Origin of the sequence: Nodosilinea sp. LEGE 07298, from assembly GCF_015207265.1 — a bacterium.
Classification (GTDB): domain Bacteria; phylum Cyanobacteriota; class Cyanobacteriia; order Phormidesmidales; family Phormidesmidaceae; genus Nodosilinea.
Window position 1 is genome coordinate 1 of the sequence record NZ_JADEXE010000023.1, and the last position, 25,286, is coordinate 25,286.

Below are 25,286 nucleotides of genomic sequence, written 5' to 3' on the forward strand. Positions count from 1 at the left end.
CCCCCACCTCTAGAAGCGCCACCCCCTGCGGCTGGTGGGGAGTAGGTCTAAAGGCATAGGCAGCTGGGTAGTTGAGAGCAGTAACGGCAAAAGGGTCAGACCTGGGGGTGATCCCTTAACTGACCTATCGTCGTAGGATAAAAGACAACCGATTTTGGAGACTAATTTGTTATGGCACTCTATTTTGCGGTATCAGGTGAGGCGGCGACCTCTTCATCCCTTGTGCTGGTCTATGTGGTGGGCTTTGTGGCCGCAGTAACCCTGGGTTCTGTGGCCTGGTACAACTCCAAGCGCCCCGCAGGCTGGGAAGACAAAGAAAAGCCCGACTTCCTACCTACCGTGAAGCCAGAAGAGGGCAAAGAGGGCTAGGTACACCTGTGGCCTAACGACGGCGCGATCGCCCAGATAGAACTGCACTATAGCGCTGTCGGATAGGTTAAGACGGTCACTGATATATATCTGGGAGTACCAAAAGCCCCCGCTGCCATAGGTTTGGCGGCGGGGGCTTTCAACATTAAAAATGGAGAGTCAAACCAACCCAGCTGCTGCCTCCAATCTGTAGGGGCATTGCGATACAATACCCCCAACGAGTACTCGTTCTAGATGAGAATTTCTCAAATTGGACTTCGTACTACCCTATTGAAAAGGCATTGAAAAAACACCTTGACGAGGATCGCTGTTAGCCGAATTAGAAAGAAGCGGCATCTACGTATTCAATTGCTCTAGCTGACTTAAACTTTAGCGCCAGCGGGCGAAGAAAAGGCTTCTACACCTTCGGTAGGCCCACCAATAGCCTTCCAAGCCGACAATCCACCCTGCAGGTGAGCTACTTTTTGATATCCTGCCTGGCGCAGATGATTTACAACTTCTGTAGCTTGGTCAGCACCGTCACCATAGACGTAAATGTCCCGCTGTGGCTCTAGGGACTGAGTTGCTTCAGCAACCTGATCCCGAGACATTGCGCCAGTAATACGCTCGGCGTTAAAGGATTCGCGGCTGCGGGCGTCAATAATAGTTAGGGCAGGCTCACCCCAGTTCAACCGCTTTAGCAACTCATCGGCAGTCGCCTGATTAACAGACATTTCTGGGGGAGTTGGCAGTGGTTGGGTAACCGCAGACTTAGCAGCTTGAACTTGATTAGAAGCTTGATCGGAAAGATTCTTGGCCTGGTCAGCGACTTGGTCGGGAACAATACCTGCTGTCTTATGTTTGTCTTGATCGGGTTGATCAGGATTATTAGAAATACTCTCGTTTTGATCACGAAAATTAGTCATCAAAATACCTCTACTATGGGCATCAATAAAACTACCGTAACAAATCGATGAAACAGCTCTATCCGTCAGCAGACAGAATTGAAAGCCAACGTAAGGATGAGATTGCTTGGCCCCAAAAATACAAAATTTTTGAGGGTTGATTGACGTTATCCAACATTAATACCTACCCATTCACGCCATAGGTAGGTGTTGCCGCGAGTTTACTGCCTACAGTACTGATTTAGACAGGGGAGTTACATAAAACCCCTCTTACACAGAGCGCTACCTACGTTGATAGGGGACGGGAAGCCCTGGTGATTGGGGTGATGGCTAGTTTTGGTGAATTGAACTATAATTCAAGCTATACTAGTTTTCGGCTTGCCTATCATCGTGTTTACCACCCTAACGCCTGCGGCTAATCTGCCTACCTACGACCTAGTTGAAGCCATTGAGACGCTCAAGCGCGAGCTCAATGCAGTTATTCTGGCCCACTACTACCAGGAGTCTGACATTCAAGATGTCGCCGACTACATTGGCGATTCGCTAGGGCTGTCTCGGCAGGCCGCTGCCACCAGTGCCGATGTTATTGTGTTTGCCGGGGTGCACTTTATGGCCGAAACTGCCAAAATTCTCAACCCCAATAAGCTAGTGCTGCTGCCTGACCTCAATGCAGGCTGTTCCCTAGCTGATAGCTGCCCCCCTGATGCTTTTGCGGCATTTAAGGCCGCCCATCCCGACCACCTGGTCATTTCTTATATCAACTGCACGGCCGCTATTAAGGCCATGAGCGATATTATTTGCACCAGTTCTAATGCGGTTAGCCTTGTGCAGCAGTTACCCGCTGACCAAAAAATTATTTTTGCCCCTGATCGCAATCTAGGCCGCTACGTGATGCAGCAGACCGGTCGAGATATGGTGCTATGGCAGGGCAGTTGTATGGTCCACGAAACCTTTTCTGAGAAAAAGTTGGTGCAGCTACAAAGCGCCCACCCTAAGGCCGAAGTGATTGCCCACCCAGAGTGCGAAGAGGCCGTGTTGCGCCATGCCCATTTTATTGGCTCAACCACGGCGCTGCTTAAATACGCTCAGCAGAGTGAAAAGCCCGAGTTTATTGTTGTTACAGAACCCGGCATCATTCACCAGATGCAGAAACAAGCTCCAGACAAGGTATTCATTCCTGCTCCGCCAGCAGCAACGTGTGCCTGCAATGAATGCCCCCATATGCGGCTCAACACGCTCGAAAAGCTCTACCTAGCTATGAAAACTCGCCAGCCCGAGATCGTCCTTAGCCCAGAGCTACAGCAGCAGGCCCTCAAGCCCATTCAACGCATGCTGGAGATGAGTGTTTAGATGATTCCTTAGAAAAGCGAATACCAGCTTTAGTTCAGTGGTTGCAGCTGCTGTGGGGCGGGCAAAACGAAGTGTGCCTATCGAATTCTGGCGATTATGGGGATGAGGGGCACGGACAAGACCCTTTGCCCACCCTTACCACGGCTTGAACCTGCCAAAGCTACTCCAAAATATAACCCCCGATGCCGAAGCACCGGGGGCTGATTCTGTATAGGGGGCTTGATGTTAAGGCGTTCTGTATAAAGCAAGAAGCTCTTGCTCATCTCCACGATGCCCTAGATTAGAGCCACCCGCCGTACCATGCCCTTATCTTTATGGTGAGTTGGTGTAATTACGGACAACCCCAAGGTTTATCCCCATTGTGATGTCAGTCACTGACAGCATTCACCTACACCACTTCTTGAGACGCCTTTACCTGCTGCTGGGGCTGGGGCTGAAACTGGAACAGGGTATAGACCACATTGCGACGAATGCCCGTCATCATGTCGAGGAAGACCTCATAGCCCTCGCTCTTGTACTCGATCAGCGGGTCTTTTTGGCCGTAGCCGCGCAGGCCCACGGTTTCCCGCAGGGCGTCCATCTGCTGCAGGTGGTCGCGCCAGAGGCTGTCGATCTGCTGCAGGATAAAGAAGCGCTCGGCCTCGCGCATCAGCCCTGGCTTAATCTGGTCGACCTGGGCCTCTTTGATGTCGTAGGCAATCCGGGCCTGCTCGTGGAGGAAGGTTCTGATTTCGCCCACTGACAGATCTTCGAGCTGCTCGGGAGTGAGGTCGGCCAGCAGGTAGACAAACTCTTTGACCTTGCCAACCATCTCCGGCAGCTTCCACTCTTCGGGGGGCAGCTCGGGGTTAATGTAGGCATTCACGATGTCGTCCATGGTTTGCTCGGCGTAGCCGATCACCATTTCTTTGAGGGCGTCACCTTCGAGCACGCGGCGGCGCTCGGCGTAGATGGCGCGGCGCTGGTTGTTCATCACCTCGTCGTACTCAAACACCTGCTTACGGATGTCGTAGTAGTAGGTTTCAACCTTCTTTTGCGCCCCTTCCAGCGATCGCGTCAGCATCCCCGACTCGATCGGCATGTCTTCTTCCACGCGGAAGGCGTTCATTAGACCAGCGACGCGATCGCCGCCAAAGATCCGCAGCAGGTTGTCTTGCAGGCTGAGGAAAAACTTGGTGGAACCGGGGTCACCCTGGCGACCGGCTCTTCCTCTCAGCTGGTTGTCGATGCGGCGCGACTCGTGGCGCTCGGTGCCCATCACGTGCAGGCCACCCCGCTCGATTACCTTGTCGTGCTCGGCGTTGGTGAAGGTTTCATACTCTTCGCGAATGTGGTTGTATACATCGCGCAGCTTTTGAATCACTGGGTCATCGGTGGGGGCCTTCTCGGCGGCGACGGCCATCTTATCTTCGGCCTGTAGCTCGCTCAAGCTGCGTTCGCCGTAGGTAGTTACCGCCAGGTCTACGGTTTGCTTGAGCTGTTCGACGGTGGTAGGCGACAGCTCGATGGGGAAAATATCGGGGGATGCTTTCCAAGTTTTTACTTTTTTGCCGGGGGCAAAGCCCTGGGCGGGGGCACGTCCCTTAGTACCAGGTACCGCTGTCACCGAAAACTCGTCTTCGTCTTCGGGCTTGACCACGCGCGGCATGAGATACTCACGCACCTTGAGGCGCGCCATATAGTCGGCGTTGCCGCCCAAAATAATGTCGGTCCCGCGTCCAGCCATGTTGGTGGCGATGGTAACCGCGCCGCTGCGACCAGCCTGGGCCACGATCTCAGACTCTCGCTCGACGTTTTCGGGTTTGGCGTTGAGCAGGTTGTGGGGCACACCGCGCTGACTCAGCAGCGCCGACAGCACCTCCGATTTTTCGACGCTGGTGGTGCCTACCAGGACGGGCCGACCAGCCTCATGCATCTCGGCACACTCTTCGGCCACGGCCTTCCACTTGGCCTCTTCATTTTTGTAGACCACGTCGGAGAGGTCGCGACGGGCGGCGGGGCGGTTGGTGGGAATGATGGTGACTTCGAGCTTGTAGATGCGCTCAAACTCGGCTTCTTCGGTCTTGGCGGTGCCGGTCATACCCGACAGCTTGGGGTAGAGCAAAAAGAAGTTTTGGTAGGTAATGCTGGCCAGGGTCTGGGTTTCGGGCTGAATTTCGACGTGCTCTTTGGCCTCGATCGCCTGGTGAAGACCATCGCTCCAGCGACGACCGGGCATCACCCGTCCGGTAAACTCATCCACAATGATCACTTCGTCATTGCGAACGATGTATTTAACGTCTTTGGTGAACAGCTCTTTGGCCTTGATGGCGTTAAAGATGTAGTGAGCCCAGGGGTCTTTGGGGTCGAAGAGATCCTGTACGCCCAGCACCTCTTCAGCTTTGATAAAGCCTTCGTCGGTGAGCAGCACGTTGTGGGCTTTTTCGTCGACTTCGTAGTGCTCTTCAGGGTTCAGCTCACGGGCCACTTCGTTGGCGCGGTTGTACTTTTCGCTGGGGCGCTCGACCTGACCGGAGATAATCAGCGGCGTACGGGCCTCGTCGATCAGGATCGAGTCAACCTCGTCAATGACGCAGTAGTTGAAGGGGCGCTGCACCACGTCTTCGATCGCGGTGGCCATGTTGTCGCGCAGGTAGTCGAAGCCAAACTCGCTGTTGGTGCCGTAGGTGATATCGCAGCCGTAGTTATGCCTGCGCTCGGTGGGCGACATGCCCTGCTGAATCAGCCCCACGCTGAGGCCCAAGAAACGGTGGATTTGCCCCATCCACTCGGCATCACGACGGGCCAGGTAGTCGTTGACGGTGACCACGTGGGCACCTTTACCCGACAGCGCGTTGAGATAGCAGGGCAGGGTCGCCACCAGGGTTTTGCCTTCCCCGGTTTTCATCTCGGCGATCTGGCCGTCGTGGAGCACCATGCCGCCAATTAGCTGCACATCGAAGTGGCGCATGCCCAGCACTCGTTTCGAGGCTTCACGCACGACGGCAAAGGCTTCGGGCAGCAGGTCATCTAACGTTTCGCCCTTTTCGATGCGCTGCTTAAACTCGCTCGTCTTGGCCGCCAGGGCTTCGTCGGAAAGCTGCTGAATCTCTTCCTCCAGCAGGTTAATCTCGACCACGTCGGGACGATATTTCTTAAGCTTGCGGGCGTTGGGGTCACCGAGGAGGTTCTTCAGCATGAATTCAGGCAGATCAGCGTAGGGTATTGCATTTTAGTCAATCGTAATGGAGACCGCGCAACAAGGGGCGATGTCCACACCTGAGCCCGACCGAGACTGGGTCTCCAGTGTCAGGGGATAGGCTGAAAGTGCTTATCTATCCTATCACTTAGGCTTAGGTGACAGGGATTTGGCATTTTGGAGGCGTTTGAACGGAAATTACGCCCAAATTGCCCTCGAACTGACCCCTTTGGGCACCTTTTTTTGGCATGGCTCTTTGTTACAATTTTGGTCGCGCCTCACGGCGGCAGACCCCATCAGCCGCTGCCCTTCGCCACGTCCCACCTCGCCACTTTGTCAGCGGAGCATCTTGCATTTATGAATATGGCCCAGCAACCGCCCCTGTCGCCGTCATCGCTATCTTCCTCCCATCGCCTGCATCGGGCCACCTTAGAAAATATGCTGCAACCGCCAGAGGCCGCTGCCACCGACTGGACCATTGAAGCGAGCGAAGAGCTGTACCGCATTCACAGCTGGGGTGAGCCGTATTTTTCGATCAACGCCGACGGCCATTTGACGGTGTCACCCAGGGGCGATCGCGGCGGTTCTTTAGATTTGCTCGATCTGGTAGAAGCAATCAAGCAACGCAATCTCAACCTGCCCCTGCTGATTCGCTTTTCCGATATTCTCGAAGACCGCATCGAGCGCATTAATGCCTGTTTTGCCAAAGCGATCGCCCGCTACAAATACTCAGGCGTATATCGGGGGGTGTTTCCGGTCAAGTGCAACCAGCAGCGGCAGCTGCTGGAAGATGTAGTGCGCTACGGTCGGCCCTACCAGTTTGGCCTGGAGGCGGGCTCTAAGCCGGAGCTGCTGATTGCCCTGGCCACCCTCGATACGCCAGGCGCGCTGCTAATCTGCAACGGTTACAAAGACAGAGACTACATCGAAACCGCCATGCTGGGCCAGCGGCTGGGCCAGCAGCCGATCATCGTAATTGAGCAGATGAACGAGGTGGAGATTGCTATTGCGGCCAGCCAGCGCCTCGGCATTCGCCCGGTGCTGGGGGTGCGGGCCAAGCTCAGCACCAAGGGCAGCGGTCGCTGGGGCATTTCGGCGGGCGATCGCGCCAAGTTCGGCCTCACCGTACCCGAAATTCTGGCGGTGGTAGACCGGCTGCGCGAGGCCGACATGCTCGACTGCCTGCAGCTGCTGCACTTTCACATTGGCTCACAGATCTCGGCCATCAGCGTGGTCAAAGAGGCCCTGCGGGAGGCCAGTCGCATCTACGTGGAGCTGGCTGAACTGGGGGCGGGTATGCGCTACCTGGATGTGGGCGGCGGCCTGGCGGTCGACTACGACGGCTCTAAGACCACGTTTTATGCCTCCAAAAACTACAGCACCCAAAACTACGCCAACGACGTAGTGGCCGAGGTGCAGGAGGCCTGCCGCATCAAGGGCATTGCGGTGCCCACCCTGGTCAGCGAGAGCGGGCGGGCGCTGGTGTCTCACCAGTCGGTGCTGGTCTTTGACGTGCTGGGCAGCAGCGATGCCCCCTCCCAGGAGGAAGTCGAGGTGCCCAGCGACGACGACCACGTAATTTTGCGCGAGCTGTACGAGATCTACCAAAACCTCAGCGCCAGCACCGTGCAGGAGCTGTACAACGACGCCGTGCAGTTCAAGGAAGAGGCGATTAGCCTGTTTAACTTTGGCTACCTCAGTCTGTCGGCGCGGGCGCGGGCCGAGCGGCTATTTTGGGCCTGCTGTCGCAAGGCGCTGTCGGTGGTTAGCGATGCTGACTACGTGCCCGAAGACATCGAAGAGCTGCACCAGAGCATGGCCTCGATTTACTACATCAATTTGTCAGTGTTTCAGTCAATGCCCGACACCTGGGCGATCGAGCAGCTGTTTCCCATTTTGCCTATCCACCGGCTCAACGAAGAGCCCAGCAGCCGGGGCACCTTAGCCGACCTCACCTGCGACAGCGACGGCAAAATTACCACCTTTATCGACCTGCGCGACGTTAAACATGTGCTAGAGCTGCACCCGCTGAAGCCCGATCAGCCCTACTACCTGGGCATGTTTTTGGGCGGGGCTTACCAGGAGATTATGGGCAACCTGCACAATCTGTTTGGCGACACCAATGCCGTCCACATTCACATGACCCCCAAGGGGTACCAGGTGGAGCAGGTGGTGAAGGGCGACACCATGACCGAGGTACTGGGCTACGTGCAGTACGACGCCGAAGATATGATTGAAAATATTCGCAGGCGATCGGAGCGATCGCTGCAGGACAGCCGCATTACCTTGGAAGAGTCACAGCTGCTGATTCAGCACTACGAACGCAGCCTCAGCCAGTACACCTATCTAGCGTAGCGGCTGACTAAAAACCCTAGTGCGTCATTGCCTTTTGTGACGCACTAGACCCCAAGTTTCAATCCAGCAGCCTCCTGGAAGAACCCAAAGCAGACTCAATTAACCGAATCGCCCCGATACATAGTCTTGGGTGGCCTGTTCCCTTGGCTCACTGAAAATTTGCTCAGTATCGCCATATTCCACCAGATAGCCCACTTTATTACCCGTCTCCGTAGACTCCGCGTTAAAGAACGCCGTCTTATCAGAGATCCGCGACGCCTGCTGCATATTGTGCGTCACGATCACGATAGTGTACCGACTCTCCAGTTCTCGCATCAGCTCTTCGATCTGTAGGGTCGATATGGGGTCAAGGGCAGAGCAGGGCTCATCCATCAAAATTACTTCAGGTTCGATGGCGATCGCCCGAGCGATACACAGACGCTGCTGTTGACCCCCCGATAGGGAAAGACCGCTCTCCTTAAGCTTGTCTTTAACCTCATCCCAAAGGGCAGCCCGCTGGAGCGAGGTCTCAACTAGCTCGTCGATACTGCCCTTGTAGCCGTTAATCCGGGCGGCGAAGGCAATATTTTCGTAAATGGACTTAGTAAAGGGGTTAGGCTTTTGAAACACCATGCCAATGCGGCGACGCACGTACACGGGGTCAACCCCCTCATCGTACAAATCGCTACCCTGGAAGGTCACTTTGCCCTCAACCCGCGCCCCCAGAATGAGGTCGTTGGTGCGGTTGAAGCATCGCAACAGGGTACTCTTTCCGCAACCAGAAGGGCCAATCAGAGCGGTAATTTCGTTTCTAAAGATGTCGAGGCTGACATCGCGCACGGCCAGGAAAGGGCCGTAGTAAACGCTGACGTTTTTAGCCCTCAGACAGGCTTTGGTGGCGACTTGGCTGACAGAGTTTGTGGTCATGACATTAGCTCTACGCTGCAACTAAAAAACTCGCGCTCATCCTACTTCTGGATCTACTTCTGAAAACGATTCCGCAGGTAAATTGCGGTGGCATTCATCATTAGCAGAATCACCATCAGTACAATAATGGCCCCTGCTGCTAAATCGTGGAATTCGGTCTGAGGCCTCGATACCCAATTGTAGATTTGAATGGGTAACACCGTGAACGGACTCTGTAACCCCCTCAATGACAGCTCTGGCAAGAAGGGAATGTAGGTGAGTGCCCCAATCGTAATCAGAGGGGCGGTTTCGCCAATGGCCCGAGACAGGGCCAAAATGACCCCAGTAAGAATACCCGGCAGCGCCAGGGGAAACACGTGGGATCGAATGACTTGCCAGCGAGTGGCACCTAAGGCAAAGCCCGCCTGGCGCAAGCTACTGGGAATAGACCGCAGAGACTCACGGGTGGCAATAATCACAATGGGCAGCACCAGCAGGGCCAGAGTGAGCGCCCCCGACAACACACTGCGCCCCTGGGTGATGACGAACAGAAGGCGGACAAATACCTGAAGACCGAGCAGACCATAGATGATAGAGGGTACGCCCGCCAGGTTAGAAATGTTGATTTCAACCGCTTTGGCAATCAGGCTATCGGGCACAAACTCTTCGAGAAAAATGCCGGCCCCGACCCCAATGGGGAAGGTAAACAGCGCCACCAGCACCATGACCCAAACGGTGCCTACCAGGGCAGAGACAATGCCAGCGTCTGCGGGTCTTCTAGAGGGAAAGCTGGTGAAGAAGTTCCAGCTGAGCACTGGTGCGCCGTCGATGATTACATCAGCGAGCAGTACCACCAGCACAAACAGGGAAAAAACGACGGCGAAAAGGGCTAGCCACGAAAACCACTTGTCAATGGCTTTGCGCTTGCCCAGGGCACTTAGAACCTCTTTTTGCTCAATATCCCAACCAGCATCAAGGGGGGTTGATTGAGACGATAGGGGCGTCATTCGTAGGTCTCCCGAAACTTGCGAACAAACCAAAAGCTAATAATGTTGAACGCTAGGGTGACCAAAAACAGCGTCATCCCTACCGCAAAGATTGACTTAAAGGCGATAGACCCAGCCGGCGTGTCGCCTAAGCTGACCTGCACAATATAGGCGGTCATGGTCATCACCGGCACAAAGGGGTTGAGGCCTAGTCTAGGGTTTAACCCTGCGGCTAGGGCGACAATCATGGTTTCACCCACGGCCCGAGACACCGCCAAAATAATCGATGCCACAATGCCTGACAGAGCCGCAGGCAAAACTACACCAAAAACTGTCTCCCGCTTGGTGAGGCCTAAGGCATAGGAGCCATCTCTGAGCGCACGGGGCACAGCGTAGATAGCGTCCTCACTCAGGGAGGCAATCAGCGGTGTAATAGAAATGCCTATGACAATGCCTGCACTTAGAGCGTTAAAGCCACCCAGCTGTGGAATGAAGATCTGGAGAAAGGGCGTAACCAGTAACAAAGCGAAGTAGCCGTAGACTACCGAGGGCACCCCCGCCAAAATTTCTAGGGCGGGTTTGAGCCACTTGCGCAATTTAGGAGACGCATACTCGCTGAGGTAAATAGCTGAGAGCAGGCCGAGGGGAACCGCGACAAGTATGGCGATAAACGAGGTTAAAAAGGTGGCGCTGAGCAGCACCAGAATGCCGAACTGAGGGTTTGAGAACAGCGGCGTCCACTGCCGGTCGGTCAAGAAGTTCCACAGGGGAACGACTCTAAAGAATTCTACAGTCTCAAACAGCAGCGAGAGAACGATACCAACAGTCGTAGCGACGGAAATGATTGCAAACAGGCCAAACAGCCAAATAACGGCCTGCTCTACCCGTTTGTTGAGCCCCCGGCTGGGCTGCCAAAGGTCGTTTGGGTCGGGCGGCAAAGAGTTTGTCGTCATGATACAGAACTGTAAAAAATAAGGGGGCCAGTCCTAACTGACCCCCCAGAATCTAATGGCTAACCCTCAAGAAGGTTAAGCCAGAGGGTGCTTAAGTACAGACCTAGAGCACTTCATCCATTTTGACGCCGATGGGGGAGCCACCGTTGAACACACTGCCAGTGGTCTTGTTTGCAAAGCGATCGATCACCTTGGCGTTGATCTCTGAGGGCACGCTAACATAGCCAACTTCATCCACCAAGTACCCGTTGTCGGGCGAGATGTAGAAGTCAACAAAGGCTGCCACGGCAGGGTCGTCAGCCACCGACTGCTTAACATAGATAAACTCAGGCCGAGAGAGCGGCTGATAAGTGCCATCGGCAACAGTTTCGGCACTGGGTGCCACACAGCCGTCGCCGTTGTCGATCTCAACAGCCTTTAGGCGATCCTGGTTTTCAACAAAATAGGCGAGACCAAAGAAGCCAAGGCCGTTGGCATCGGTAGAGACACCCTGCACAATGACGTTATCGTCTTCGCTGGCCGTGAAGTCGCCACGGCTTTCGCCATCAGCACCGATCGCTTCCATGAAGAAGTCGTAGGTACCCGAGTCAGTACCTGGACCATAGAGACCGAGGGGCGCATCAGGAAAGTCAGAGCGAACTTGGTTCCAGCTGGTGATAGTACCCTGGGCGGCGGGCTCCCACATGGTATTCAGCTCTTCAATGGTCAGACATTGAGCGAAATCGTTTTCTGGGTTGACTACCACGGTTAGACCGTCAAAGGCAATGGGCAACTCGATGTACTCGATGCCACCCTCAGCGCAGAGGTCAATCTCTTCCTGAGAAATAGGGCGAGAAGCTCCAGTAATGTCGGTTTCGCCCGCGCAAAATTTCTGGAAGCCACCGCCAGTACCGGATACGCCCACGGTTACCGCTACGTCAGGGTTGACCGCGCCAAACTCTTCAGCCATGGCCTCAGAGATGGGGAATACGGTACTAGAGCCATCGACCAAAACGGAGCCGCTTACATCAGAGCCAGCAGCCGTTTCAGTGGTACCGGCGTCGGGGGCTGCGGTTTGGGAACCACCACCGCAAGCTGCCAGACTAGCCATCACTGCTACGAGTGCGGAGGAATAACCCAGACGCAACATTTTCTTATTCAAAACCATGATCCCTATAAACTCCAAATCCAACGCTTCAACGAACTTATTCAACAAACTTGCAGCTATATTGACCCAGGCAACTGGAACCTTTGTCAATTACTTAAAGCGACCCATTACTAAACGCATCAGTGGGCCTTCCGGCAGACAAAATTTGCGTTTTCAAAGGTTTCCGTGGACACTGTACCATTTACAGATTGCAACGATAACAGCCTTCGTTTATTGACAAAATGGATATGATTAGCCAAATCGAAGCTGCAAAAGACAACCTTTCAAGATTCAAGACACACTATTCGATAAGGCGCATTAAACGCCCGATGACATTGTCTGACATCTCCTTCAAGAGAAGGTCAAGCTAACATTAACAAAAGATTTTTCCTAAATTAACATCAGGTTAAAGCTGCGCTATTCCAGCGGCTTGATGCAGCGTGGGTCGGGCAGGGTCGCCCTTTCCGGCTGACGGGGAAACCAGAAAGCGGTGCGCTTGCAAAACTCCACCAGCACCAGCATCAGGGGAACCTCAATCAGCACCCCGACTACGGTGGCCAAAGCCGCCCCCGAATTGAGGCCAAACAGGGTGACAGCCGTAGCGATCGCCACCTCGAAGTGATTGCTCGCCCCAATCAGCGCCGCCGGGGCCGCATCTTCGTAGACCAAACCCAGCTTTTGCGCCGCCACATAGGAGATCAAGAAGATGAAGTTGGTCTGAATAAACAGCGGTACCGCAATCAGCACAATATGCAGCGGGTTGCGCACAATCAGATCGCCTTTAAAGGCAAACAGCAGCACCAGCGTTGTCAACAGGGCAATCACCGCCACCGGGTTGAGGGCTTTAAGAAACACCTGCTCAAACCAGGCTTTGCCCTTGTGGCGCAAAATCCAGGTGCGCGAGATGGTTCCAGCCAGCAGGGGCAATCCGACGTAGATTAGCACTGACAGCACAATGGTCTGCCAGGGCACCGCCAGGTTGTTCGCCGCCAGCAGCCACCGCCCTAGCGGCGCGTAGAGAAACAGCATGGCCAGGGAGTTGATCGCCACCATCACCAGGGTCAGCCCCTGGTTACTAAACGATAGATAGCCCCACATCAGCACCATGGCGGTGCAGGGAGCAATGCCCAACAAAATAGCCCCGGCAATATAGGAATCGGCCAGAGCAATCTCGCTGCCGCGAACAATCTCAGTACCCTGGAGCAGCGGTCGAAACAGCCCGCCGAGAAACACCTGGGCAAACAGCACCATGGTAAATGGCTTAATCAGCCAGTTCACAACCAGCGTGAGCACGACAGGTCGAGGGGTTTGAGCCGCTCGCTTTGCCTGAGAAAAATCTATCTTTACCATGATCGGGTACATCATGAAAAAGAGGCAGATGGCGATCGGCACCGACACCTGGTAGATACTCATGGCATCCAGGGCGATCGCCACCTGAGGCAACAGCCGCCCTAGGGCAATGCCCGCCCCAATACACAGCAGCACCCACAGGGTTAGGTAGCGCTCAAAAAAGCTGAGCTGCCCTCCCGCGTTGGAGACGTTGGGGCTGACGGCGGCATCCGAACGGTTGGTCGACATAGGGCGTTGGAAGATGCGGTAGAAACGACTACTATATTTCAAGAAAAATTGATGTATTGATTCTACAGGGTATCAGTAGCCCTAAATCCAATAAACGCGATCGCCACTGTGCAAAACCTACGAACCGCAAAACGGTCGAACCGGTGCCCTCGCCTGACAGCCCAGCACGACTTTGTTCACTGCGTTGCAGCCCAGCTTTAGTGAGTCTCTGCCGATGTTTTATCGGGCCAGCTGGCCCAGAGAGCCGTACCAATAGTTAGGCCGCCACCAGCCAGGGTGCGAAGGGCGGGCACTTCCCCCAGCAGCAGGGCCGCCAAAACAATGCCGTAGACGGGCTCTAGGGCACTAATCACACTGGCGGTTTGGGTTCGCAGCACGGCCAAACTTTCAATAAATAGCGTATGAGCCACGGCGGTACACAGCACCCCCAGCACCAGCAGCAGGCCTACCTCCTGAGACGTTAGCGCCAGGGTGGACAGGGGCGCGACCAGCAGCAGACTCATAAAGGCAAACAGATCTTGGTAGAAGGCGATCGCCAAAGCCGAGTACCGCTGCCGGTAGCCTTTATTGAGCAGCTGCAGCAGCGCAAACGACAGCCCCGATAACAGTCCCCAAACTGCTCCTAGCGTTGTAGCCGAGCCTAACCGGTAGTCAGGGATAACTAGTGCCACACCGACGACGACCAGAGCGGCGATCGCCCCATCTATCCAGCGCCAGGGCGTCTTAAATAGCAGCGGCTCTAGCAGCGTGACAAACACCGGAAAGCTAGAAAAGGTCAGCAGCCCAATTGCCACCGTCGCTAGCTGAATGCTGTAAAAAAAGCTGACCCAGTGGAAGGCCAGCAGTATGCCCAAAAGCACCATGCCCAGGCTATCTTGAGGCGATCGCAGCCGTACGGCCCGCCGACCCAGGGCCAGCACCAACCCCAGAGCCAACGTGGCAAACCCGGTGCGTCCCAGCACAATCACTGAGGCAGGCAGGGCCAAAAACTTGCCAAACAGCCCCGACAGGCCAAACAAAAACACCGATGTATGCACCTGAAGTAGGGCAGCAGTGGGGCGAGCCATGGGCAAAAAGCGATCCAAAACTCTGACTATTCTAGCCAGGTGATCAGGTTTGTCCTGGGGCAGCGCTAGCCCCCGCAAACAGGCCAAGTACAGCCCCAGCCAGCCTTAGATTTTTCATATATTTTGCCGATATGGTTAGGCATAACTTGAGGCAAAATATAGGGCGCTTTATGCGAGAAAACTTTACTGCCGAAGAATGGTCAATGCTAATTCAAGCTCCCATGCAGGCTGTAATGGGTATTTGTCTGGCCGATCGGGTAGATCCGGTTTCGTTCTTGCAAGAAGTTAAGTCGGGTATTGCCATTGTGTCTGAAGAGACCCAGCGTTTAGATGTCGGAGGTGGCTTAACCCCAGCTCTGCTCGGCGGCCTAGCCGAACTCGATGCCGCCGATCCTCTGGCTGGTGAGCAACTCCTGTTGAAAAAGCAGTTTGAGCTGCTGGGCCTGATTCAAACCTTCAAAACCTCTAAAGAAGGGCGCGATTATGCGATCGCCCATCTGCAAAAAGTGGCTGTCATTCTAGACACTAAGGTGACTGGCGTACAGGCTAGTGAATTCAAGCAGTGGCTAATGGCGGTTGCCACCAAAGTAGCCGAGGCCCACCGTGAGGGCGGCATTATGGGCATTGGAGCAAGCCGAGTGAGTGACAAAGAAAACGACATGCTAAAAAAAATGAGTGCATCGCTGGGTCTGTAAGCTAACTAAACTTTTAGACCAGTGCTAAAGTACAGCCTTTCTTCAGTCGTGGTATAGATAGCTTTGGGTCTAGAGGCCCTTCGGCTGCGGGCTTAGCCCTGCTCAAGAGGTCGGTCTAGACACTAAAATTCTTGAGAAAACAAGAAAAATTGTAGCAAATGCTACTTTATGGTCGATAATCTCAGGTTGACAGGGCATTTAGCCCCTAACAGCTAACTTTTCGTTTGCTAACCCCATCGTCTATTTGTGTGAGGAGAACCGCCCATGCTGATTGGATTTTTAATTAGCGTCGTCATTCTGGCCATCAGCCTGCTAATCATTTCTAAAATTCCCCCAATTGGAGTTGAGATCGATAGCCCCGTTAAAGCCCTGCTAGGGGGCGCAATTATCGGTGCTTTTAACGGCATTTGGGGCTTTTTCCCCGGTGCTCTGCGCGGCTTTTTTGCCATTATTAGTCTTGGCCTGGTGCCTTTGATTGGTGCAATTATTGTGTTTGGTCTGGCCGCTTGGCTAATCGAAGGGTTTCGGCTCCGCTACGGCATTTGGAGCGCTATTCTCGGCGCGATCGCCCTGGCTATCATCAGCTCCATTCTCAATGCCATTTTGCGATCGGTTGGGTTGGTTGCCATCTAGGCGACAGTCAATTGCTTCAAAAGCCCTGAGCTAGGAATCGATAAGCCGATTTTGATGTTTAGAGTGCGGGGTATACGGTTTAAGGCAGGCCGTGAACCGTATACCCCGCACTCTTTATAAACCTGCTATAGCCAGAGACACCTGAGTTAGGACATCGATAAGCCTGAAAACGTTCAAACGTTTGAACGCCAGTCTGACAGATGTCCTAACCTGATTGGCTACAGCTATATCAGCTGACCAGGGTTTTCTCACTGTTGTTGCGCTGTGCCGACCACGCCGCGAACATGCCCCCACTCACAAACATCAGCAGGCTATAAATAGCCGCCGGAATCGCTAGCTCAGGCTGGTTGAGCAGGGTCGGGGCACTGGCAATTGCGATCGCCAGGGTGCCGTTTTGAATCCCTACTTCAACGGTAATCGCCGTAACGCTCGGTCGGTCTAGCTGAGCCAGCAGAGCAATACCATAGCCCAGGGCCATCGCCGCCAGATTTAGCGCCAGGGTCACCAGACCCACCTGGGCAAAAAAGCCCACCACGCTAGCGCGCTGCTGCACCAAAAGGCCCGCAATAATCAACCCCAGCAGCGCCAGAGACAGCCATTTCACGCCGCGTTCTACCTGGGCCGCGAACTGGGGCAGGTAGTGGTGTAGCGCCATGCCAATGGCCACCGGAATAATGGTAATCACTGCAATCTGCACCATCGTTGCTACGAAAGGCAGCCGCAGGGTCGCAGCCTCTCCCATAAATACCCCCATGGCCAGATTCACCACCAGGGGAATCGTAACCACCGTAATCAAGCTGTTAATAGCCGTCAGCGTAATCGATAGGGCTACGTTACCCCGTGCCAGGTAGGTCACCAAATTCGAGGTTGGCCCCCCTGGACAGGCCGCCAAAATTATTATCCCTACCGCCAGTTCTGGACTCAGCGGAAACATCGACGCCAGCCCAAAGCCCAAAAGAGGCAGCATCACCAGCTGTGCCAGCAGCCCCACGATTACGGCCTTTGGATACACCAGCACCCTCGTAAAATCGTCAAGTCTAAGGCCTAAACCCATACCCAGCATGACCGTAAACAAGGCCAGGGGCAAAAACACTGCTGTTAAAAAGCTTGATTCCACGACACCACGACTCCACCGCTTTTTGCTGCGAGTAGTGTAATGCCAATTTTTGATTTTAGATTGGCAATTTTGAATTGAGGTAAGCGTCCATACAATTATGCGGACTGAGCGGAGTCGTAAGCCTTTCGGCAGGCTTCGCTAACGTGGAACGTTTCTCCCCAAACCCTACCCGAGCTGTCCCCTAGCCCCTCTGGGGCGGCTTTGCCAACGGCTCCGCTGGGGAGACAGTGGCGCACGTCTAGGTCAGATAGGTAAACACACTGACCATCAGCCCCAGGCCAGCAAATACCAGACCCGCGCCAATCAAGTTGGTTTGCAAAGCCGTCAGTCGGTAAGCCGGGCGCAGCCAGAAGCTCAACATTCGACTAATGCGGGGCATTACTAACCAGGTCAGAATTGACGAGGTCACTAAATTATTAATGACCAAAGAGGTCGCCATCGGCCATGACTGCATAATGCCCAAAGCGCCAAACACCATGCTTTGAATCATGATGGTCGGGTAGAGGCCCAGCACCACCGCCAGCACCTGCTTCCAGGGGGGTGGCCCCAGATTGTGCTGTTCAGCCCCACCGGTATGGGTTGAAAACCACCCCTCTAGCCCGGTGGTAAATGACTTGTAGCGGTAGGCCAAAAAGGCATCGCGCCCCTCCTCCAGCAGACCGGCGCGATCGCTTGACTTCAGCCAGTAGTTCAGGGCGTCCGGCGTTCTGAAGTGAACAATGGAGTACCACTTCACCACCCCATCGCCACAGTCTAAAGGGGGGCACAGATCGTTGCGAGTGTAGCCCTCAAACTGTCGGGCCGCTTGTACCAACCGGTCATACCACCGACGAAAAGTGGCCTCTTGCTCTTTGCCATAGGGCACAATGTATTCCACAACAAAGCTGGAGTAAAAATAATCGTCTTGGGAATCCTGAGAGCCCTGGGACTCCTGGGTACTTTCAGAGGAAGATGCCATGACAGCTCAATAGTGAAAGAAGAAAGCCCGAGCCGCGAAGAAGCCGCCTAGCAGCAAAAGCCAGAGCAGATTCTGCTTAATAGCCTTGAGCTCTGCCAAAATTTTCTCTGCCTGGGCACTCGTCACAGGAGCCGAGGTGGCACCAGGGGTAGCGTCCCCACCTTGGGCCGAGCTAGATGCAGGCACTTGGGCAGCAGCGGTTGTTGGGGCAGCCTCTCTGGAAATGGTAGAGCTATGCTCAGAAGCGATCGCATCAGTAGATTGATAGGTGGATTCCATATCGGCCATGCTTTAAGGATGTTGGGTAGGGTAACCAAGTCATATCCACTAAAGGTACTATCCCAGACCAGGGGCCTCAATAGCTGATGTCGCCTGACCATGACCTAAGCTAGCTGCCGGTCCCAATCCAGATCCTTAAGATTCTGTGGCTAACTGGTTTTAGGTTCTTTAAAGTACGTAACATTTAGTTGAAGATACATTGCATACCCTTGGCACAAGAGACCTTAGACGAGCAAGACAACGACCTCAGAAACCTGCTGAAGAAGGCCGCCCTGATTGCGGTAATGCTGGTGATCGCCGTTGTGCTGAGCGTCGTTGCGGCGCGCTACTCCCAGGCGTCTGATCCCTATATTCATCAGGTGCTGTCCATGCAGGGTAACAGCACCCGAGGCGAAGCTATTTTTAGAATGAACTGTGCTGTATGCCACGGCATTGAAGCGACTGGAGAAGTGGGGCCAAAACTAGTAGGGGTGTCTGATCACAAGACTAAGGTGGGTCTAATCAAACAGGTCATTAGTGGCCAGACCCCGCCAATGCCTCAGTTTCAGCCCGAGCCTCAAGATATGGCTGACCTGCTTATTTATTTAGAGCGGCTGTAGCGATCGCGCCCAAAACCGCACTCAGATTAAGCGATTGTTACAAGCTTTATGAGAATTGTGACGAATTTTGGCTGGAGGAGCGATCGCTTCTCAGATTCATAAACCCTTTGCAAAATCAACCGAAACGATCAAAACCCTTTGATCCAAGGACTTCAGCCATCCTCCTCCACCATCTCCACCCCTGTAGCCGCCCCAATTCATTAAGCTGCGACGGAATTTTTGTTTACAAAAGTCCATGACCGTAGTAATGTGTACTCACAGGGGCAACAAATCTAAACGATTTAGCCCCCGTACCTTGAAACGATAAATACCAAGGACTAATACATTATGACCACTACTCTACAGCGGCGCGAAAGCGCCTCCCTGTGGGAGCAGTTTTGCCAGTGGGTCACCAGCACCGAAAACCGCCTGTATGTAGGCTGGTTCGGCGTGTTGATGATTCCTACCCTGCTCGCTGCTACCGCTTGCTTCGTCGTAGCCTTCATCGCTGCACCCCCCGTCGACATCGACGGCATCCGTGAGCCCGTCGCTGGCTCTCTGATGTACGGCAACAACATCATCTCCGGTGCGGTTGTGCCTTCCTCGAACGCCATTGGCTTGCACTTCTACCCCATCTGGGAAGCCGCTTCCCTCGATGAGTGGCTGTACAACGGTGGCCCTTACCAGTTGGTAATTTTCCACTTCCTCATTGGCGTCTTCTGCTACATGGGTCGTGAGTGGGAACTGAGCTACCGCTTGGGCATGCGCCCCTGGATCTGCGTTGCTTACAGCGCACCCGTGGCCGCTGCCTCTGCTGTATTCCTCATCTATCCTCTGGGCCAAGGTTCGTTCTCCGACGGCATGCCTTTGGGTATCTCGGGTACCTTCAACTTCATGCTGGTCTTCCAGGCTGAGCACAACATTCTGATGCACCCCTTCCACATGCTGGGTGTGGCCGGTGTGTTCGGTGGTTCCTTGTTCTCCGCTATGCACGGTTCGCTGGTGACCTCTTCACTAGTGCGTGAAACCACCGAGACCGAGTCTCAGAACTACGGCTACAAGTTTGGCCAAGAAGAAGAGACCTACAACATCGTGGCAGCCCACGGCTACTTCGGTCGGTTGATCTTCCAATATGCCAGCTTCAACAACAGCCGCTCTCTGCACTTCTTCTTGGGTGCGTGGCCTGTGATTGGCATCTGGTTCACCGCTCTCGGCATCAGCACGATGGCGTTCAACCTGAACGGGTTCAACTTCAACCAGTCGATCCTTGACTCACAGGGTCGTGTGATTGGCACCTGGGCTGACGTGATCAACCGTGCCAACCTGGGTATGGAAGTGATGCACGAGCGCAATGCTCACAACTTCCCCCTCGACCTAGCTACGGCTGAGGCTCCTGAAATCATCGGCTAGTCCCCAAAGACTACCCCATTGATTGATTAGCAAAAAGCGCTCCCTTCGGGGGGCGCTTTTTTGTGTCTTATACCAAATCCAAATCCCTTAGCTCCGACCTCAAAAAGGCTAAATCGTACTGATACCAAGCCTTGCCTGCGCACGCCCGATTGACTGGGCATGACAGGGCAGTGCCCCTACCAGGTAACGGCATTGATAAAAAATAATTGGAATTGTAAACATGTGAAAAGTTGAGTGTTTTTATAATTACTGTTAGCCGTTTGGCGGAAATTACGGAAGCCCATTCTTGATGGCATTGGGAATAATGCAGAAGATTGATACCTAGGCAAAGACCAAGGAACCCATTATGTCCACTGCTGTCATTCCATCTGTAGCTCAGTTACGGTCTGAACTTGGCGACTTTAGCAGTATTGTTTGTTTCAGAGCCTTAGTTGTTGGCACCGAAGAAGTCTTAGGTGAAAAGGCCGCTGCGATCGCGCTGATTGGTGCTGGTCGCCGTCGGGGCCGCCAAGTAGCAGAGCAATTGGGCATTGCGGCAAAAGCTATGCCTCTCGATGAACTGGTGAACATTCTTCAATCTGCGCTGGGTAAAGATGGCACCCGCCTCTGCATTGTTGAGAAGATTGTCGAAACTGGAGAAACGATTTTAGTTTACTGCCGAGAAACCATTTGTTCAGCTGATGAACCTGAAGGGTCTCCCCGCAAACTAACCTTTACGCTGGGTGCAGTTCAGGGTGTGATGGAGAGTGTTACAGGCAAGCGTTTGCGAGGTAAGCAAATAGAATCTGTTCTGCGAGGCAGTGCCTTTGATGTAATCGAGTTTGAAGTGATCGGCTAAACCGAATAAGTGAGTTGGCCAATTCAAATGTAGGATGGGTTAGCGATAGCGTAACCCATGCGGGCATTGGGTTACCCTGCGGGAAGCAAGCTACGTGCCTCAGCCCAACCTGCATCGACTTATATTTAATTACGCTTGCCTACTTACAGCTTAAAGACTGTAGTTTTCCTAAAAGAAAAACTACAGTCTTTGAATTTTCTGCTTTTTAATTTGGCTAAAAGATAGAAGTTAGCTGCATTCAGCATCTTGCTAAAGGATGACTGTCAACTACAAGAAACTCTGCCTGTTGGTATAACTAGGCGACCAGTTTTTAGGATGATATTGCTTAAGGGTATGAGATTGATTTGCGAGCACAGTAATCAAACCCTGGCTAAAGGCATTTTGATATACTTACCCTATCTTCAAGCCTTACAGGGAGCCGACCTGTGCAACCGTCTTTTCCTCAAAAACTCAATGCTGCCTCAGATTTGTACGCAGATCCTGGTTTGAAACGGGTGGTTGCCCGTCTTGCTACGACCCTTGAGCGAGATAATTTGGTTACGCAGGTTACGCGCGATCTGCAACAAAAACTCGGGGTCGATAGAGTGCTGCTATATTACTTCTATCGCCATTGGAAAGGGCGGGTTACCTTTGAAGTCTTGAGCGATCCACAATTTTCTATTTTTGGTTCGACTGGGCCAGATGAGTGTTTTAACGGAGATTATGCTGCAATGTACCTGGCTGGACGGGTGCGGGCGATCGCAGATATTGAAGCTGAGCCCATTGCAGAGTGCCATCGCGATTTTCTTCGCAATATGCAGGTACGCGCTAATTTAGTTGTGCCGGTGTTAATTCCCGATGGGTTATGGGGGTTGCTGGTGGCTCACCATTGTCAAGGGGTTCATCCTTGGGCGGAGGCCGATATTGTGGCGATGCAGCAGGGGGCGGAGACTTTAGCGATGGCTCCTTCGGTGCGTGGTGGTGTAGATATGTAGGTTTATGGCATTCCTCTTGTCAGCACGTCTGTAATAAGCTGTTTGAAGCGACGGTACAATAGAGGCAACCTGCCTGGGGAGGTGAGCATGGTTCAAGCGACCGACTACCTTTATGTGGTGCGAGATGATGACATTCTCAATGGAGAACCCATTATCCGTGGCACCCGTACACCGATTAGGGCCATTGTTGAAACGTGGCGAATGGGCATTGCACCGGAGGAAATCCCTAAAGGGATGCCTCACCTGACTCTTGGGCAGATTTTTGGTGCGTTAACTTACTACAGCGATCACCAGGAAGAAATCAATCAATATATTGAGCAAAATCGTATTTCTGATGATTTGATTGATCCGCTAGTTCGAGATTTATGAGCAATTTGTTTATTTGCTTGTCTTGTGTCTGAAAGAAAAAATCGGTGTTTAGTGACGAAGAATTATGATTAAACCCATTGCGTTTCAGATTGGTGCGGATGTTGCTGATGCGATTAATTAGGCTTCTTCTACGCAAAAGATTCGCCAAAAAGTAGCTTCGAATAGTTTGACTGCCGCTGTTCCTATTAAGCCGACAGATCGCTTTTCAGGGATTGCAAAGAGCATTGATTTTGGATTTGATCATAATAAAACATGATTAGCCGACATTCTACTCGGAAAATTCTTACTGTATTTTTGGCATCTCCTGGCGATCTTTCTGAGGAAAGGCGAGTTGCACGAGAAGTTGTCAAAAAAGTCAATCGTATAGTGAGTTCATCTATTGGCTGGCAAATAGATTTAAGGGAAGGAGAAAATGCTTTGCCAGGCGCTGGAAGACCTCAAGAGCTTATCAATAAAGACATTGATTCATGTGATCTTTTTTTAGGTGTTTTATGGAGAAGATGGGGTTCTTCAACTGGAGAGTATTCTTCAGGATTCGAAGAGGAATTTGAAAGAGCAAAGCAAAGGCACCAAAAAAATCAACATCCAACCATGTGGTTGTGCTTCAAAGAGGTAGAAATTGAACAAAAAAAAGATCCTGGAGAACAGCTTAAAAAAGTGTTAGCGTTTTACGACACTCAAGTCAGCTCAAAAGAATTTCTTTTCAAGGAGTTCAAAAATTCAGAAGACTGGCGAGATAAATTGGATGAATGGCTTTTGAGACATGTACTTAATTTTAGCCAAGAGACAAGTCAGGATGAGCAGTTTGAAGCTAATATAGAAATTTCTTCCCCCGCAATTAGTAATTTTTCTGCCATCCCTAATCAGACTCCTTCAGAAGTAGATAGCGACGCAGCCACAACACAGTTGATTAATCTTGTTACCCATGTTTCTCATTCTTTAAGTTCTCCAAAAGAATCCAATCCTTTAAACAGATTTGAAATAGCTCGCTTATGCTTATTCTCCAAAACCTTGCTATCAAATCAATATTACGATGACTTTTTGAGTAATCATGAAATACATCTTCTCTATCAGTATCGGGATCAATTAGAACCAACTATCGAAGAGATTCTTCAGTTTACAAGAACACTGATTGATGATGATAATAATCTAAAGGTTGGATGGTATTGGCTTCAAGGTCTGGACGTAACAACTTTATTGTTTTACTTAGCGCAAGCAAATAATGACTCTGATCTTCGTATCCAAGCAATAAAAATACTTGAAGAAGCAAAAGTTTGTTTGACAATAGAGCCGAACAATCGTCTTAAAATTCGGAACGCAGTTTTAGTTGACAAATCAGTACCTGTCAGGATTGCTTGGTTATCTTACCTTAGTTCATTAGGCAGGCTTGAAGATCTGCCAATAGTCAAGAGTGCCTGTAACGATGAAGATCTACTGATATCTTCTGCAGCTGAATCTGCCAGAATTTGCATTCTTTTAAGACACAATTTAAATGAAGCTGTAGTAGAGTTGGTCGAAAACAATCTTCCTATCACAAAACTAATAGTTGAAACTATCAAAAAGCAGAGCGATTTTTTAAGTAATGCAATTATGCTCAAGGCTCTGTCAAGTCAAAATCCGGAAATTCGCTTGCTCATTCTGAAAGAATTAATAGGCAAAAATATTTTAACGGAAAGACAAATTGATGACTTAATTAATGACGATTCAGTGCTAATAAAGAAAATTTGCTACGAAGCTCTTTTGAAGATGGGCAGAAATATCAGCTTAGATGAAATCAAAAAAGCTTTGGGCGAAGATTTAATTTTTCATGTTGGAAATTCACCATTACTAGAAGCTTACTATCGTATGCTTCCAGTCGAGAAACTTCTAGAAGAAATTTACTCACCTTCAATTTATGCAGCTAATGCATATAAAGCATTGGCTACAGACCATTTTGAAACCGTTTCAGATCGCATCAGGCTCGACTTGGAAGACGACTTTTCGAATTTAGAAATGCAGATTATAAGCAAGCTTGAGATTCAATTTAAAGAAATACTTTCCTTAAACGAAGGTGAACAGGTAAATCAGATTAATGAATTAATTGAATCTTTCAAGAAAACATTTAGAAAATATAGCAAATATGAATTCATAAAAGCCGCGTTGTCAGGAATTGTTTTGCATGGAAATGCCCAAGATATTAGATGGGGTAGAAAATATTTAGAAGAATCTGATAAGTTTATTGATTTCAAGTTGGAGGCAATAAAAATAGTAGAAATTTATGGTGATGAATCTGATGCTATCATCCTAGTAAACATCGCAAAAAATAGCTATGGAGATCTTTCAGACTTGGCGGCCAAAGTGGCTGTGAAACTTTCGCCAGGTATTGATGGTGCAGCATTTGATCTTATAAACTCGGAAAGCTCAAACTTGATCAGAATAGCTATGCAATCCTTTGAGGATAGAAATGGAGATGAAGGTGAAGTTTTTAGAGCTTTAGAGCCATTCCTGAAGAAGGGAAACTTTTATATGCATGATCAAATTCTAAAGTACTTTTTCAAAAAGTTTTCCTTTCAAGAACTTGAAGAATTCTTGGCAAAATATCTCCTCGAGGGGCAATATTACTACCATATTGTCTGCTGGCTTGACAGGATACTGTATGCACCACCTCGTTACAAACAGATGTATTTGCAAAAGCTCACTCATAAACTTAACTAGCACTTTGATA

22 protein-coding genes are annotated in these 25,286 nt (G+C 51.8%); 11 read left to right on the forward strand and 11 right to left on the reverse strand.

Features of this window, described 5'->3' with window-relative positions:
* Positions 1–171: 171 nt before the first annotated feature.
* Complete coding sequence (gene psb35 / locus IQ273_RS05135; protein ID WP_194022098.1) at positions 172–369, forward strand: photosystem II assembly protein Psb35; 198 nt, start codon at positions 172–174, stop codon at positions 367–369.
* A gap of 362 nt (positions 370–731) precedes the next feature.
* On the opposite strand, the gene IQ273_RS05140 is transcribed toward psb35, so the two are convergent.
* Positions 732–1,274: a rhodanese-like domain-containing protein gene (locus IQ273_RS05140; RefSeq protein WP_194022131.1), complete on the reverse strand. Its 543-nt coding sequence runs from the start codon at positions 1,272–1,274 to the stop codon at positions 732–734.
* Between the two features lie 369 nt (positions 1,275–1,643).
* On the opposite strand from IQ273_RS05140, the gene nadA reads away from it, so the two are divergent.
* On the forward strand, positions 1,644–2,603 hold the full coding sequence (gene nadA, locus IQ273_RS05145) for a quinolinate synthase NadA (RefSeq protein WP_194022132.1): 960 nt from the start codon (positions 1,644–1,646) through the stop codon (positions 2,601–2,603).
* A gap of 388 nt (positions 2,604–2,991) precedes the next feature.
* Here nadA and secA read toward each other — a convergent pair whose 3' ends face one another.
* Complete coding sequence (secA, locus tag IQ273_RS05150) at positions 2,992–5,781, reverse strand: preprotein translocase subunit SecA (protein WP_194022099.1); 2,790 nt, start codon at positions 5,779–5,781, stop codon at positions 2,992–2,994.
* A 438-nt stretch (positions 5,782–6,219) separates the two neighbouring features.
* Between secA and speA the strand changes: the two genes are divergently transcribed.
* Positions 6,220–8,136: a biosynthetic arginine decarboxylase gene (gene speA / locus IQ273_RS05155; RefSeq protein WP_228052383.1), complete on the forward strand. Its 1,917-nt coding sequence runs from the start codon at positions 6,220–6,222 to the stop codon at positions 8,134–8,136.
* A 99-nt stretch (positions 8,137–8,235) separates the two neighbouring features.
* Here speA and pstB read toward each other — a convergent pair whose 3' ends face one another.
* From pstB to IQ273_RS05185, 6 genes are all read right to left on the reverse strand, one after another.
* Complete coding sequence (gene pstB / locus IQ273_RS05160; protein WP_194022100.1) at positions 8,236–9,042, reverse strand: phosphate ABC transporter ATP-binding protein PstB; 807 nt, start codon at positions 9,040–9,042, stop codon at positions 8,236–8,238.
* Between the two features lie 53 nt (positions 9,043–9,095).
* Entirely contained in the window at positions 9,096–10,028 is a 933-nt protein-coding gene (gene pstA, locus IQ273_RS05165) for a phosphate ABC transporter permease PstA (RefSeq protein WP_194022101.1), read from the reverse strand.
* Positions 10,025–10,960, reverse strand: a complete 936-nt coding sequence (gene pstC / locus IQ273_RS05170; RefSeq protein ID WP_194022102.1) for a phosphate ABC transporter permease subunit PstC — start codon at positions 10,958–10,960, stop codon at positions 10,025–10,027. The genes pstA and pstC overlap by 4 nt, the downstream gene beginning before the upstream one ends.
* Before the next feature lie 103 nt (positions 10,961–11,063).
* A complete protein-coding gene (locus IQ273_RS05175) occupies positions 11,064–12,107 on the reverse strand; it encodes a PstS family phosphate ABC transporter substrate-binding protein (protein WP_194022103.1) in 1,044 nt (347 codons plus the stop codon).
* A gap of 396 nt (positions 12,108–12,503) precedes the next feature.
* Positions 12,504–13,664, reverse strand: coding sequence for an ACR3 family arsenite efflux transporter (gene arsB, locus IQ273_RS05180; protein WP_194022104.1), 1,161 nt, complete (start codon positions 13,662–13,664; stop codon positions 12,504–12,506).
* Positions 13,665–13,861: 197 nt separating this feature from the next.
* Entirely contained in the window at positions 13,862–14,731 is an 870-nt protein-coding gene (locus IQ273_RS05185) for a DMT family transporter (RefSeq protein ID WP_194022105.1), read from the reverse strand.
* 170 nt (positions 14,732–14,901) lie between these two features.
* On the opposite strand from IQ273_RS05185, the gene IQ273_RS05190 reads away from it, so the two are divergent.
* The gene (locus tag IQ273_RS05190) at positions 14,902–15,426 is read left to right on the forward strand and encodes a hypothetical protein (protein WP_194022106.1); all 525 of its coding nucleotides are present in this window, start codon (positions 14,902–14,904) and stop codon (positions 15,424–15,426) included.
* A 267-nt stretch (positions 15,427–15,693) separates the two neighbouring features.
* A complete protein-coding gene (locus tag IQ273_RS05195) occupies positions 15,694–16,059 on the forward strand; it encodes a phage holin family protein (RefSeq protein ID WP_194022134.1) in 366 nt (121 codons plus the stop codon).
* Positions 16,060–16,288: 229 nt separating this feature from the next.
* Here IQ273_RS05195 and IQ273_RS05200 read toward each other — a convergent pair whose 3' ends face one another.
* The 3 genes from IQ273_RS05200 to IQ273_RS05210 form a co-directional block, all read right to left on the reverse strand.
* Positions 16,289–17,176 (reverse strand): bile acid:sodium symporter family protein, encoded by an 888-nt coding sequence (locus tag IQ273_RS05200; protein ID WP_194022107.1) that lies wholly within the window; start codon positions 17,174–17,176, stop codon positions 16,289–16,291.
* 238 nt (positions 17,177–17,414) lie between these two features.
* Entirely contained in the window at positions 17,415–18,134 is a 720-nt protein-coding gene (locus tag IQ273_RS05205; RefSeq protein ID WP_194022108.1) for a hypothetical protein, read from the reverse strand.
* A 6-nt stretch (positions 18,135–18,140) separates the two neighbouring features.
* Entirely contained in the window at positions 18,141–18,422 is a 282-nt protein-coding gene (locus IQ273_RS05210) for a hypothetical protein (protein ID WP_228052372.1), read from the reverse strand.
* Between the two features lie 200 nt (positions 18,423–18,622).
* Between IQ273_RS05210 and IQ273_RS05215 the strand changes: the two genes are divergently transcribed.
* From IQ273_RS05215 to IQ273_RS05240, 6 genes are all read left to right on the forward strand, one after another.
* Complete coding sequence (locus IQ273_RS05215; RefSeq protein WP_194022110.1) at positions 18,623–19,012, forward strand: cytochrome c; 390 nt, start codon at positions 18,623–18,625, stop codon at positions 19,010–19,012.
* 327 nt (positions 19,013–19,339) lie between these two features.
* Complete coding sequence (gene psbA, locus IQ273_RS05220; protein ID WP_194022111.1) at positions 19,340–20,401, forward strand: photosystem II q(b) protein; 1,062 nt, start codon at positions 19,340–19,342, stop codon at positions 20,399–20,401.
* A gap of 346 nt (positions 20,402–20,747) precedes the next feature.
* Positions 20,748–21,239: a hypothetical protein gene (locus IQ273_RS05225; protein ID WP_194022112.1), complete on the forward strand. Its 492-nt coding sequence runs from the start codon at positions 20,748–20,750 to the stop codon at positions 21,237–21,239.
* A 425-nt stretch (positions 21,240–21,664) separates the two neighbouring features.
* Positions 21,665–22,213 (forward strand): GAF domain-containing protein, encoded by a 549-nt coding sequence (locus IQ273_RS05230; RefSeq protein ID WP_194022113.1) that lies wholly within the window; start codon positions 21,665–21,667, stop codon positions 22,211–22,213.
* Positions 22,214–22,300: 87 nt separating this feature from the next.
* Entirely contained in the window at positions 22,301–22,582 is a 282-nt protein-coding gene (locus IQ273_RS05235; protein WP_194022114.1) for a DUF433 domain-containing protein, read from the forward strand.
* Positions 22,583–22,876: 294 nt separating this feature from the next.
* Positions 22,877–25,276: a DUF4062 domain-containing protein gene (locus IQ273_RS05240; protein ID WP_194022115.1), complete on the forward strand. Its 2,400-nt coding sequence runs from the start codon at positions 22,877–22,879 to the stop codon at positions 25,274–25,276.
* Positions 25,277–25,286 lie beyond the last annotated feature (10 nt).